The organism is Nocardiopsis nanhaiensis (assembly GCF_054778635.1).
On the sequence record NZ_BAAGZJ010000032.1, the window covers coordinates 46,853 to 60,138 of the forward strand.

7 protein-coding genes are annotated in these 13,286 nt (G+C 73.1%); 2 read left to right on the plus strand and 5 right to left on the minus strand.

The features are described from left to right. Nucleotides 1-31: 31 nt before the first annotated feature. The 5 genes from ACYVD1_RS16965 to ACYVD1_RS16985 form a co-directional block, all read right to left on the minus strand. Entirely contained in the window at nucleotides 32-1,048 is a 1,017-nt protein-coding gene (locus ACYVD1_RS16965) for an SEC-C domain-containing protein (protein WP_460773377.1), read from the minus strand. A gap of 78 nt (nucleotides 1,049-1,126) precedes the next feature. Next, complete coding sequence (locus ACYVD1_RS16970) at nucleotides 1,127-2,395, minus strand: TIGR02679 family protein (RefSeq protein WP_460773379.1); 1,269 nt, start codon at nucleotides 2,393-2,395, stop codon at nucleotides 1,127-1,129. Beyond that, on the minus strand, nucleotides 2,386-6,603 hold the full coding sequence (locus tag ACYVD1_RS16975; protein ID WP_460773382.1) for a TIGR02680 family protein: 4,218 nt from the start codon (nucleotides 6,601-6,603) through the stop codon (nucleotides 2,386-2,388). Before ACYVD1_RS16975 ends, ACYVD1_RS16970 begins: the two co-directional genes overlap by 10 nt. Then, nucleotides 6,600-7,808, minus strand: a complete 1,209-nt coding sequence (locus tag ACYVD1_RS16980) for a TIGR02678 family protein (protein WP_460773384.1) — start codon at nucleotides 7,806-7,808, stop codon at nucleotides 6,600-6,602. Before ACYVD1_RS16980 ends, ACYVD1_RS16975 begins: the two co-directional genes overlap by 4 nt. Further along, a complete protein-coding gene (locus ACYVD1_RS16985; protein WP_460773386.1) occupies nucleotides 7,798-9,489 on the minus strand; it encodes a TIGR02677 family protein in 1,692 nt (563 codons plus the stop codon). Before ACYVD1_RS16985 ends, ACYVD1_RS16980 begins: the two co-directional genes overlap by 11 nt. 217 nt (nucleotides 9,490-9,706) lie before the next feature. Here ACYVD1_RS16985 and ACYVD1_RS16990 point away from each other — a divergent pair, with 217 nt between their 5' ends. Continuing rightward, nucleotides 9,707-11,791, plus strand: coding sequence for a plasmid pRiA4b ORF-3 family protein (locus ACYVD1_RS16990; protein WP_460773388.1), 2,085 nt, complete (start codon nucleotides 9,707-9,709; stop codon nucleotides 11,789-11,791). Nucleotides 11,792-11,962: 171 nt separating this feature from the next. Further along, a complete protein-coding gene (locus ACYVD1_RS16995) occupies nucleotides 11,963-13,078 on the plus strand; it encodes a winged helix DNA-binding domain-containing protein (protein WP_460773390.1) in 1,116 nt (371 codons plus the stop codon). Nucleotides 13,079-13,286 lie beyond the last annotated feature (208 nt).

Below are 13,286 nucleotides of genomic sequence, written 5' to 3' on the forward strand. Positions count from 1 at the left end.
GGCCGTTCAGCGCGGAGGCCGGCGCGAATGGTCAGTGCAGGGACGGGGACCCGCAGCACTTCTTGTACTTTCGTCCCGAGGCGCACCAGCACGGCTTGTTGCGTTCGGGCGGCCAAGGCTGCGGTCGCTTGTCGTCGTGGGGCAGGGACTCGGCCCACGCACCACGGAGCTGGCGGTCAGAGGCATCCCCTCCCCTGCTGCGGGCGAACTCCTCCATCTCCTCCACCGAGAACAGCACCGTTTCCCAGCACAGGTCCGGCCGCTCCACCGCGTACTCGCGCAGTGTCCGCTCCCCGGCCCGGAAGTAGGCGTCGGCCCCTTCGTCGACATGCTCTCCACTGATCAGTCCGCGCTCGCTCGCCAAGGCGAAGTCCTTCCGGGAACACAGCACCTGGCGCGCCCTGTTGTGCACGGGTTGGTGCGGGCCCGGCCCGGGAGGGCCGGCCAACCCCTGCAGGACTTTCTCGGGATCGTCCCGGTCGCGCACCGCCCGGTCGAACTCGTCGGGTGCGTACCCGAGCTCCGCACGGACGTTGGCACGACCGATCAGGGGGAATGCGAGCATCAGCTCCACCTGGCCCAGGTCCTCGGCGCTGCCCCGCAGATACGTGCGCGCAGCGGCGTTGTAGCAGTTCAACGCCTGCTCCAGGCATCCGTGTTCGGCCAGGACCTCGGCCACCATGTTCGCGGGACCGTCCTGGATCACCCGGGGCGCGGTCAGGTCGGAGACGAGGCGTTCGATCCCTGTGCGAGCTTCGGGGCCGTCCCCTTCAAGCAGGATCTTGAGCTTCTCCGCGGCCGCGTACTGGCGGTCGTCGACATCTGGGGCGTGCTCCATCAGCGCGTCGAGGATCGGGACTGCCAGCTCCGTGTTTCCGGTGGCGCTGTGTGCTCCAGCCTCTTCCAGGAGGATCTCCCCGGCGGATTCCGGGTACCGCTTCAGTTCGCTGAGCACGTGGTCGGGCAGGCCCAGTCGGGTACAGGAGACCGCCAGAGCCGATCCGGAGGCGTCCACGGGGTGTTGGGGAGACAGGGAGTTGTACACCATGGTGCCAAGCTAACCCGCGTGTCCCGGGTCCGGGGCGGAACCGGCCATCTGGACGCGAGAAGTCGGCCTCACGGCCCACTATCCGAGGGACAGGTCGGTGAGCAGGTCCCCGAGCACCGCCTCTTCCTCCACCCGGCGGCCGCGCTCGGCCATCGCCTCGGCCAGCGCCGGATCCCACTCGGTCGGGGACGGCCTGCCGGTGAGCGCGGGCCCCGCCTCCGAGTCCGCCGCCGTGTAGTCGGCGGCCCCGAACCGCCACGGCGTCCATCCCACCTGCGCGGCCACGCGCGAGGCGATCCGCACCCCGCCCCAGTCGAAGTCGGCGTGCAGGCGCACACGCGCACCACCGCTGGCGGCCTGACGCAGCAGTGTCAGCGCCGCCGCGCTCGGCTGCCCCTGCAGGCACACCAACGGGGCACAGTCGGCGCCTAGGCGGTCCGCCGCGGCAGCGAGGACAGTCGGGTTCTCACACACCGAGACGGTCACCCCGGACCAGTCCGGCCTCGGGCGGTCCCGCACCAACTGGCGCAGAGTGAGCACGGCGGGCTGGCCCGCCCCGCCCAGGGCGGTCAGGGCCCGCCCGGTGGCGGTGGCGTCTTCACCGGGCAGGTTGAGGGTGAGCACCGTGGACGAAAGCTCGTCCTTGAGCACCCCCGCGCTCGCCCACACGCGTCGGCGCCAGGCGGCCCCGCTGCCTTCGGGTTCGCCGAACAGGGCCCGGGCCGCACCCAGGACCAGGCCGGACGCGGGCCGGTCGTCGTCCAGGGCGTGGGAGTCGCCCAGCACCCGGGCGGAGAATTCGGTCAGGGCCACCCCGTCAGCCGGCAGCGCGGACACGGCGGCGGCCACGGTTTCCAGCAGGTCAGCGGCGGCCACAGGGTCGGGTTCCAGGCGGCGCACCCGGCCGTCGGCGCGCACCCCGGCGCACCATGCCGCCAGGACTGCCTCGCGTGCACAGGCCCGTTCCAGGGGTGCGAACGCAGCGTTCCAGGCGCGCTGGCGCTCCTCGGCCACATCCGCGCGGGGCCGAACCGGACCGGTCAGGTGGATGACGGCGGCCGCCAGCCCGCCGGGGCTGGCGCCGCTGGAGCGCAGCACCGCGTCCAGGGCGTCCAGGGGCACACGCAGGGAGCTGCCCGTTCCGGGGCGGCGGCCGAGCAGGGACTCCACTGCCGCGCGTTCACCCTCCCCCACGCCGCTGAGGGTGAGAGCTCCGGTCAGGGGTGCGCCGTCCGCCATCCGGCGGCGGAGCCGGGCCAGGAGCCGGGCGGTCTCGGGTGTGCCGAGCAGCCGCTTCAGACGGTGCGAGTCCGGGCCCGGGTCAGCGTCAGAATCCCTCAGTCCCACAGGCCCTCCTGTTCTCCCGCCCCCGCATCGGTGTCCGACCCAGCGCCGACTCCGGAGTGGTCCGGTTCGGGCACCGCCGAGTCGTCGGCCCCGCCCGGGTCGACGGCCAGGAAGCGTTCACGGCCGTCCCACTCCCACCGGGTGACCAGGACCGAGGGGACCCCGTCCACCCGGGAGAGCTGCGCGATGGCCAGCCCCGGCACCTGCGGGTAGCAGCCCCACTCGCGTTCACTGGTCATGGCCACGTCGAGGTCGAAGGCGCGCAGCAGCCCCAGGCATTTGGCCCGGGAGTCGTCGTCCACCCCGGCGAACGCCTCGTCGAGCGTGATGAGCCTGGGCACGTGCGGATTGGCCGCCGTCGCGTAGTAGGAGGAGGCCGCCGCGAACAGGGGCACCGACACCGACAGCACCCGTTCGCCGCCGGAGGCCGGTCCGGTGGCGCTGTTCCACTTGCCGTGCTGGTGGCGCTCGACGGCGAAGTGGTGCCAGGAACGGTAGTCCAGCGCCCGGGTGAGCCGGTCGAACCAGGATCCGGTCGGGTCCTTGGCGCGTTCCTGTTCGATGAGGCGCTGCAGGAAGTCCCCGACCGCGGCCCGGTCCTGGGGCGACCAGGCGTCGGCGCTCTGGCGCAGGAGGCGGTCGCGTGCGGTGGCCACGCCTTCGGGGGCGTCCCCGCTCAGCCGCCAGGACAGGCGCAGCCGCATCCCGGTGCTGGTGGGCCGCTCCTCGAGTTCGCCGTTCATGCGCAGCACCTGCCGTTCGGCGGTGCCGATGAGGTCCTGCAGGGTTCCGGCGACTTCGGTGAGCAGGTGGTTCTCCAGGACCTCGCGTTCGCGGGCCGACAGCAGTTCGCGGCGGGCCGCGACCTCGGACGCCAGCGCTTCGGCGAGTTCGGGCACGGGCTGTTCGCGCCCTTGGAAGGTGACGCGGACGATGATGACCCCGGACACGGGCCAAGAGGAGGCGCTGTGCCCGTGCCGGGACAGGGCGTCCTGGAGGTTCTTGAACTGCTGGGACAGGTTCTTCTGCAACCGGTCCCAGACCTGCTCGGCGTCGTCGGTGCCGTCGAGTTCACGCTCCACGGCCCGGGCCAGCCGCACGGCCGGTCCCGCTGCCCACGGCTGGCCTGGATCGGGGGCCTCCAGGTCCGGTAGGGCCACGTCCAGCAGGCCGGTGGCGCAGAAGGCCCGTAGCCCCTCGACCGCGTCGGCGCGGGCCTTCAGGCTGTCCTCGATGTCCTCGTCCAGGCGCTCGAGGAGCCCGGCGGCGCGGCCGCGCCGGTCCAGGGCTTCGGCGCGGGCGGCGGCGAGGGCCCGCTCCTCGGTGCGGCAGGATTCCAGGTCCGTTGCCACCTGCGCGAGCAGGCGGTTGAGTTCGGCGACGGCCGTGCCGACGGTGTCGCGGAGCGTGGTGTGGCGCTGGTCGGCGGCGCTGGCCTCCAACCGGGCCTGTTCGGCCCGTTCGGAGAGGTCGGCGGCGACTGCGCGGCTGCGTTCGGCCTCGGCCCGCTCGTCGGACAGGGCGTGTTGCGCTTCTGAGCGGGTGCGGGCCGCGGGCCACAGCCCGGCCAGGGCGACCCGGTAGGCGGAGAGGGCTTCGCGGTGCCCGTTCAGGGCGTCGGGGTCGGCGGGGGTGCCCAGTTCCGCCGCGGTGTCGGCGAGTTCGCGTTCGGCCCCTTGGCGGTCGCGGTGGGTCTGTTCGGTGCGGGCCGCGCGTTCGTCGCGGCGGCGGGTGAGGGCGACCTTCGCGCGCACGGCGTCGGCGACGGCGGCGTGGGCGGCGCGCAGGGCGGTGTCGTCGGGCAGCGCGGCCAGTTCGGCGCGCAGGGTGCGGCGCCGCTGCCCCAGGGTGTCGAGTGCGTGTACGGTCGCCTGGATCCGGTGCGCGATCGCGCCGAGTTCCTCTTCGATGCGGGCCAGGCGGTCCCGGCGCGCCTGTTCGCGGGCGCCCTCGCCGAGGTAGCGGGCGGTGTCCTTGGCCCAGGTGCCGCGCAGGGCTCCGACGTGGAAGGAGCCGTCGGTGCCGACCCGGGTGGCGGCCGCGGAGTCGGGGCCCACCCCGATTCCGGCGAGGAGGTCGTGCAGGGTGTCGGGGTTGACCGCGCTGGCGTCGGGGTCCCGGGGATCGACCGCCGGGTGCAGGAGGGTGCCCAGGTGGTCCCCGGCGGCCGGGGTGTGGCTGACCGCGTACACGTCGTGGGTGTCGGGGTCGGTGAGGGCGCCGTCGGGGCCGACCCAGGCGTCGAGCAGGCCGGAAGCCTCCAGGGCCGCCTCCAGCAGCGCCCGCTCGCCTTCGTCGAGGTGGTCGGCGAAGTCGACGAGTTTCCACAGGGGCGCGCCGGGGCGCCCGGGGGCGCGGTCGGCGGTGCGCGTGTGGGGTGCGGGCGGTGCGGCGGGGCCGCCGGCGACGAGCTGGCTCTGTTCTTCCTGCAGTCCGGTGCGTTCGTCTCGCAGGGCGGTACGGGTCAGGTCGAGTTCGGCTTCGCGGGAGGCCAGGCCGGCTTCGACGAGTTGGGCGGCTTCCTGGGCGCGGCCCCGGGCCGGATCGGGTCCGTCCAGGGCGCCGGCCCAGGCCTCGACCTGGTCGAGGGTGCCTTCGAGGTCTTCGGGGCGCAGTTCGGAGCAGCTGCTGAGGTGGTCGCGGACGGCGCGGACGTGGGCGTCGGCGGTCGCGGTCAGGTGCTGTTCGGACTCGGCCTTGCGGTCGGCCAGTTCGTTGAGTTCGCCCTCGGTCTCCTCCAGCCGTTGCAGGGCGGTGCGGTGCGCCGCCGCCGCGTTCTCGGCGGCGGTGAGGAGGGAGGCGGTGTGGTCGAGGGCGCGGGTGCGGCGTTCCGCGAGCGCTTCAGCTCCCCGTTCCGCGGCGGCGAGAACCGGGCTGATCTGTGCGGCGTGCGCGGACTCTCCTGCGGAGAGGGTGCTGAGAGGTGCGTCGACGGTGTCGCGGTGGCCAGCCTCGAGGCCCGCCTGGGCCGCCGCGCGGGCGGCGCGGAGGTGGGCGGCCTCCAACGCCTCGGTGGCCCGGTCGAGCCGTTCTCGGGCTTGGGCGCCGCGGTGCTCGGCGCGGGCGGCGTCCTGTCCGGCCCGCGCGGCGTCACCCGAGGACTGCTCGGCGCGGTCTGCGGCTTGGTGGGCCTCGACGCGGGCGCGGTCCAGGTCGCGGGCGCTGTCCATTTCCGGGCTGCGGCGCAGGGTCTGGTCCTGTCCGCGCAGCCGGGCCACCCGTTCGTCGAGTTCGGCGGTGCGGGTGTCGACGCTGGCCAGTTCGGTCTCGGCCGTGGTGCGGGCGGTTTCGGCCTCGTTGCGGTCGGAGGTGAGCTTTTCGTAGCGGGAGTGTTCGGTCCGGGGCGGGCGGGCCGCCCTTCGGGCCGCGACGCGGGCGTAGTCGCGGTAGTGGCCGAGGAAGGCGGACGCGGCGCGTTCGGCTTCGGCCATGGCGTTGAGCTCGGTTTCGTCGTCCTCGAGTTCGCGGTAGGCCTCGGCGACATCGGCGATGATGGCCTGGTCCACCGGCGGCAGGGACTCGGTGAGCGCCTTGGAGAGGGCGGCCTCGCTGGGTCGCTTGGACAGTTGGGGTTGGCGCAGCTGCACGAGGAGGTCCACGAGGGCCCCGTAGCGCTGCTCCCCCAGCCCGAACAGGGCCTCGTCCACGGCCCTGCGGTAGTCGCGGGCGCGGTCGTAGACCATGCCGTGGCCTTCGACGGCGTCGGCGAGGCGGTCCCGGGACAGGGCGGTGCGGGTGGCGTCGAGCAGGCTGAGACCGTCCGGGTCGCCGATGCGCTGTGTGGTGGTGAAGTACCAGTGGCGGGCGATACCGCGTCCGGTGACGGCCTTGAGGCCGCAGCCCAGGGTGCGGAACTCGGTGCCGCCGTTGGCGGTGCGGCGGCCGAACTCGATCCAGGTGTAGCCGAGGCGCTCGCCGTGCGGGTGGTCGCCGCCCAGGAGGAGGTTCCACTCCATCCGTTTCTTGGGGTCGCCGTCGGGTTCGACCCGGTGCGCGGACAGTTCGCCGTCCAGGAGGAAGGGCAGGGTCAGGGCGAGCACCTTGGACTTGCCGGTGCCGTTGTTGCCGCGCATCAGGAGTCGCCCGTCGCGGAACCAGAACTGCTCGTCCTCGTAGTAGAACAGGTCGATCAATCCCACCCGGAGGGGCTGCCAGCGTTCGCGTCCGGGCTGGGGCAGCCGTGCGGCTGCGGGCAGCGGTGCGGTCACGGGGTGCCTCCCTTGGGTGCGGTGACGACGGGTTCGGCCACGGCGTAGCGGGCCAGGGCGGGGCGTCCTACGACGGCGGCGCGGCCGTCGACGGTGGTGTTCGCGGCCAGGCCCAGGGCGCGGAGCCGTTCCAGGGCCCGGGCAACCAGTTCGGGTTCGTTGCCGGGGGCTCGGGCGGATTTCGACCAGTAGGAGGCGTGTTCGACGGCGAGTGCGCGCACCCGGTCGCACAGCGCCTCGACGGTGACCGGCCCTTGGGCGGCGGCCAGGTGTTCGGCCAGCAGCAGGGTGGCGTGCCCTTGCGTGCCCTGTTCGGGCATCCGCACGTCGGTGAGGTCGTCATCGGGGTCGACCATGGCGATACCCTCGGCGCGCACCTCGGGGACCAGCCCGGTGAGTTCGGTGATCCTGCGGGTGAGGGCGGCACGCTGACTGGTGAGGTAGGCGTGCTCGGCGTCGGTGAGCGTGTCGAAGTACAGCACGGGGTCGTCGAGCAGGCGGCGGGTGAGGCGATGGCGGATCGCCATGTTGCGCAAATCGTCGCTGTCCAGGTGGTGGGCCACCGAGTCCTCGGCCAGGGCGCGCAGCCGCTCCTGCGGGTCGGTGTCGGCGACGGTGGAGGGTCCCCGCGCCCCGGCCAGCATCCCGGCCAGGACCCGGCGGTCGACGTCGTAGAGGACGTCGCCGGAGGAGCGCACGAAGGCGTCCTCGTCTCCGGCGACGCGGGCGAGCACGCCCAGGTCCAGCAGCAGGCGGACCACGGCCACCAGGTCCATGCGCTCGTCGCGGGTGGCGAGGGTGAAGGCGAAGTCGAACTCGGGGGCGGCCGCCTCCAGGATGACCTGCTCCGACAGGCGGCCGAGGGCGATCTGTGCCTCGGCGCGCTCCAGGACGGCCAGGGACAGGCACAGCAGGACGTAGCGCCGCCGGTCGAAGGCCAGGCGGCCCCGGCCCTGCTCCCGGGCCGGGTGGGTGGGGTCGTGCGGGTCGCCGGGGACCTTGCGCAGGCGCACCGTCTCGGCGTCCACGTGCAGGGCCCACCCGGTATTGCGGTCGAACCATGCCCGCAGCTGGGCGGCGTGCTCGCGCACCAGCCGGAAGTCGGCGTCGTCTCCCCTGACGCGCAGGAGCGGGCGGCGCAGCAGAGCCCGGGCGGCGCGGTGCAGCCGGGCCCGGTCGAGGTCGTGCGAGGCGCTAGCGGCCACGGTCCTGCCCTCCGGTCACGTCGATGATGCGCACCAGGTGGTCGGGGCCGGTGAACGTGCCGCCCGGGGTGCGGATGGTGGCCTTCCCCGCCGCCTCACCGTCGGTGAGGGTGCTCAGGTGGATCTCCATGGTTCCGTCGTTGCTGGTCGCGAAGGTTTCCCTGGTGTCGTGCCCCCACCGGGCCAACGCGTCGCCGAGCAGTTGCAGGAACAGGCCGAAGGCGACGGGGTCGAGTTCACCCAGCTCGGAAAGGCGCACGGTGCCGTCGGTCGCCAGCCGGGCCCGAGCCGCGGCGATCTCCCGCGCCTGTTTGCGGGCGAGTTCGGCCAGGTAGCGGCGTTCCTCGCTGCGGTCGACGACCTTGCGGGCGCGGCCGCGCCTCTCGTAACTGCCGGTGCGGCGCAGGCGGGGACTGATGGTGAGCGGGTCGGCTTCGGACCAGGGGGTGTGCGGCGGGACCGGCTCCCGGTCGCGGGCGTCCAGGGTGGCGGCGTCCACGGTCAGGTGGCGGGAGGCGTGGAGCCCGAACGCGGTGCGCCACAGCCGGTGTCGGGAATCGTCGTCGGGGGCCTCGGCGAACCAGCGGGCGAGGGCGCGGAAGTCGGCCGAGCGGTCGGAGCGGCCGGTGCGCCGTTCGTTGATCACCGACACCACCCGCAGCAGCTGGGGGATGGCGCTGCGGGCGCTGACGCGCAGCCGCTGGGATTGGGCGGGCCGGTCGGGTTCGGAGACGAACCAGGAGCGCAGGCCTTCCCAGCGGCGCCGCCAGGCCTCCAGGGCCTCCTGGAGTTGCGGGGAGTCCTCGGCGGGCGCCTGGGCCGACGCACCATCGGCTTCCCGGCCACCGGTGCCCCGGCTGTCGGCTACCTGGCTGTTGCTCTCCTGGCTGCCGGGGGCGGCGTCGGCGGCCTCCCGCGCGGCAGCGGTGCGCAGCAGGCGTCCGACCGGGCCGGTGCCGGTGCCGTCCCGGTCGAGTTCGCCGAGCACGTGGGCGATCTCGGCGCCCCGGGTGATGAGGTCGGCGATGAACCGCTCCAGGTAGGAGATCAGGCGGTCCTTGTAGGCCAGGAACGCGTCGACGTCGGCGTCGTGCAGGTCGATGGTGCGCTGGAGCGAGCCCATGAACGCGCGGGCGTTGTCGGCGAGGCCGGTGAACCGGTCGACCAGCATGAGCAGCGCCGCGTGGGTCTTGGCCGGGTCGGGATCGGGCTTGCCGGCCAGTTCGAGCAGGGCCCGCAGGTGGGTGGCGATATCGGCCAGGGCCACGGTCTGGAGGGCGCCGCGCTGGCCCAGCGCCTCGTCGTAGGCGGTCAGAGCCCGTTCGGCGGCTTCGCCCTCCCGGGTGAGCTGGTAGATGTGGCGTCGCCGGTAGAAGTCCTCCACCGCGGTGACCCGTTCGGTGTCCGGGTCCTGACGGAGGTTGCCCCAGCCCGCGAGCTTGACGAGCGCCTCGGCGACGGGGTCGGCGGTGGCCGGACGGAGTTCCTCGGGCAGGCCGGTGTGGACCTCCTCGGGGCGCAGGTGCACCTGGAAGCGTTCCTTGGCGCCGACGAACACCGTCATCACGGCACGGTAGAGCTCGGAGTTGGGCGCGTTGAGGTGGGCGAAGGTGCTGTACGGGCCCTCGCGCGAGTCCTGGCTCGAGGGGTCACCGGGCTGGTGGTGGGGGAGCGGAGACATCGCGTCCAGTATCGCCCACGGTGGGGACCGGCGGTGCCGGTTCGGCCGTATCGGTGTCCCTGCCGTCGGGTCATGGTACGAGCACACGAACCAGGGCTGCCCGCATCGGGAGGCGGTGTCTTCTGCGGCGGAAAAGGGTGCCAAGGACCGCCACAGCCGGTAGGAAGGAGAACACACAACACGGCGGCGGAGCACAGCAGCGGGACGGGAAGCGACGATGGCGCAGCGGAAACCGGAGAACCGGGTCTACCGGCTCCTGATCGAACTGGACGGCACCCACCCTTCGGTCTGGCGGCGGGTCGAAGTGCCGGCGGCCATGCCGCTGGTCCACCTGCACATGCTCATCCAGGCCGTGATGGACTGGGAGAACTTCCACCTGCACTCCTTCGAGTTCGGCCGGCGCCGGTACAGCAGCGAAGGCCCCGGGTTCGACCACGGCGATCTCGACGAGTACGAGTACCGGGTGGGCGACGTGCTGAGCCGCAAGGGCTCCAAGGGCACCTACACCTACGATTTCGGCGACGACTGGCTACTCCTCATCACCGTGGAGGCGACCGTCGAGGCCGAGCCCGACACCTTCTACCCCCGGCTGCTGGACGCTGCCGGGGCCGGGCCGCCCGAGGACTGCGGCGGCGTCGGGGGTTTCGAGCACCTGCGCCACCTGCGCGACCACCCCGAGAAGATCGACGGCGTGTACTTCGGCGGGGACACCGACGCAGAGCGTGCCTGGGTGGAGCTGGTCGAACCAGACGACCTGGACCTCGACGAGCTCCGGGCCGATGTGCGGGCGATGTTCGAGGCTCTGGAGAAGGGGGAGCTGCCTCAGGCCGACCCGGAGCTCCTGCCCGAGGAGACCCCGCTGCCCATGCGTCCGGTGTCACTGGCACCCGAAGAGGAACTGGCCCGCACGGCCGCGGAGACCGAACCGCTGCGCGGACTGCTGGCGCTGGCCCGGTGGTTCGGGTCCGGCAGGGAACTGACCGGCAGCGGTGTCCCCAAACCCGCGGACGTGCGCGCCGCCGTCACCGAGCTCGGACTGCTGCGGCCCGCCGCCGCGGAGGAGGCCGCGGCCTGGGACGAGAAGCTGCGACGGCTCCGCTCGGCCCGGGATCTTCCCGGCTTCCCGGAACTGTGGGAGGTCGCCCTCGACCTGCGCTTGATCGAGACCCTGGGCAAGCGGGCACGCGGGGCGGACGGGGTCCTCAAAGGGCTGCCCGACGAGCAGATCCTCGGCATGTGGGCCCAGCTCTTCGATAACGCCCTCGACGGCGAACCACTGGGCAAGGAGGCGCACACGCTCGATCCGCAGGTGACCGACTTCGCCGTCCGTGCGCTGATGGACCTCTACGACGCCCCCGACGACACCGAGCTCCCCCTCCACTCGCTGGTCGAAGAGCCGCTCAGCGAGTTGGAGGAAGCCGGATTCTCCGCCGGCATCACGGTCGAGCAACTCAAGGACATATTGGTCGGCAACCTGTACGCGGCGCTGTTCGTCCTGGCTTCGTTCGGCGGCGTCCGGCTGGTGGACCACACCCCCGACGAGGTCTCCGTGCGGTACCAGCACGGCAGGTTCCCGTTGCTGATCGCGGACCCCGCCGAACCGAGCCCGCACGCCCGGATCGATTGCGCGGCCGTGCTCACACCCCTGGGGCGGTACGGCACGCGGGAGGTGCTGCTCAAGTCGGGGATCCCGGCCCCGCTGGTCGGTGAGTCGGCCGACGCCGGTGCCGCCGAGTTCCTCGACGCGCTGTCGCTGACCCCTCCGGCGTCCCACCTGGACGAGATCGCGGCGTGGACGGCCGGACGCTCCGTGGGCGACGTGATCCGCGAGGTCACCGAAGCCGCGTCGGAAGCCACCGCGGAGGGCGCGCTCCGCCGGGCCTATGCGGCGGGGGTGTTGGACTCGCTGGGCGCACCCGCCCTGCCGGAGCTGCGGGATCTGCTGGGTTCGGACCGGCCCGAGCCGGCCGCTCTGGCCGCCGGTGCGCTGCTTTCTTCGGATTCGGTTCCGAAAGAAGAGAAGCAGCGGCTGAAGACCGAGTACGGCGCCTGGTTGGCCATCGACATGGCGTCGGGGCCGCTGGAACAGGGTGAAGAACTGCTCGCGTTCCTGCTCAAGCTCAACACGAACGAGGGTCTGGGGCCGATCGGAGAGCTCCTACTGGCGGACACCAACCGCCTGTGGAAGGTCGACCACCCGGGCACGGTACCCGTGTTGGAGGCGCTGGGCCGACTGCACCCGGACAAGAAGGTCGCGAAGGAGGCCCGCCGGGCGGCGCACAAGGCGCGCAGCCGGAGCTGACCAAGTGCCGCGCCGCGTGCCCCGAACCTCTGTTCCGCACGGCGGCCGCCGATCCCCGCGCGGAAGTGGGGGTGCGGGGGTGCGGGGGCCGACGGCAGATGTGGCGGACACGGACTGTCCTCCACTTCTGCGATGGTTCTCCTGGACACGCATGGAACAGGGGCACAGACGATGACCAGCAGGACCACGCCCGTTCTGGACGACCGGGCGCTCAACCGCGCCACCCTGGCCCGGCAGGCGCTGCTCGCCCCGACCGGCGCATCGGCCCTGGACACCGTGGCCCACCTCGGCGGGCTCCAGGCACAGGAGCCGCAGGAGCCGTTCGTCGGGCTCTGGTCGCGGCTGGGCTCCTTCGCCCCGGCGGAGCTGTCGGAACTGCTGACCGAGCGCCGGGTGGTGCGGGTCCACCTCATGCGGCGCACCGTCCACCTGGTCACGTCCGAGGACGCCCTCGCCTGGCGGTCCCGATTCGACGCCATGCTGCGGCAGAAGGTCATGGGCGTGTACCGGAACGAACTCCGGGAGGTCGACCTGGCGGAGCTCGCCGAGGCGGGCCGGGCCGTGATGTCCGACGGTGCACCGCGCACCATGGCCGAACTCGTCGCGGCGGTGGCCGACCGCTGGCCCGCACCGGGAAAGCGGCCCCTGGGCGAGATGCTGGTCTCGGCGCTGCTCCCCGTCGTGCAAGCGCCGCCGCGCGGCCTGTGGCGGGCCAAGGGCGGGGTGCGCAACGTGCTGATCTCCTCCTGGCTCGGCCATGAGATCGACCCGCCCGCGCCGGAGGGCTCCGACCCGGTGGGCCGGGCCCTGGTGCGGCGCTACCTCGCCGCGTACGGTCCGGCGACCTCCACCGACCTGCGCTCCTGGTGCGGGCTGGCCGGGCTGCCCGCGGCGGTGGCGGCCATGCGGGACGAACTGGTCTCCTTCCGCGACCAGCGCGGCCGGGAGCTGCTGGACCTGCCCGACGCCCAGCGCCCAGACCCGGGAACCGAGGCCCCGGTCCGGTTCCTGCCCGCGTTCGACAACGCGGTCCTCGGCTACCACCACCGGAGCCGGATCATCGACGACGAGCACCGGGGTCTGTCGGTCGCCGGTGAACGCGTGGTGCTGGTGGACGGCCGCGTCGCCGCGACCTGGCGGCCCGAGGACGGCGCCGTGGCCGTCACCCCGTTGCGCGCCCTGACCGGGGACGACCGGGCGGAGGTCGGCGAGCAGGCTGAGCGGCTGTCCCTGTTCCTGTCCGAGGGTGAGAGCGGCCGCGTGCGGATCGACGCACCTATCGGCTGACCGGCCGGGCCCGCCCGCTCGTTGCCGCGGTTGTCCGGCGCGAGCGGGGTTGTCCACAGGCCTCAGGCAGGATTCGCGGAAGTGGCCCACTATGGAATCGCGGCCACGTCCCCACCCCCTGTGAGCGGCGATGATCACCACGTTCTTTCCCTTCGGCCCCACCCCCGACCGGCTGGAACGCCTCGGGCGCGAGCACGCCCTGTGGCTG

Coding starts and splice junctions, on each gene's coding strand:
- ACYVD1_RS16965 (WP_460773377.1), bottom strand. CDS start 1,048: ATGGTGTACAACTCCCTGTCTCCCCAACACCCCGTGGACGCCTCCGGA.
- ACYVD1_RS16985 (WP_460773386.1), bottom strand. CDS start 9,489: ATGTCTCCGCTCCCCCACCACCAGCCCGGTGACCCCTCGAGCCAGGAC.
- ACYVD1_RS16990 (WP_460773388.1), top strand. CDS start 9,707: ATGGCGCAGCGGAAACCGGAGAACCGGGTCTACCGGCTCCTGATCGAA.
- ACYVD1_RS16995 (WP_460773390.1), top strand. CDS start 11,963: ATGACCAGCAGGACCACGCCCGTTCTGGACGACCGGGCGCTCAACCGC.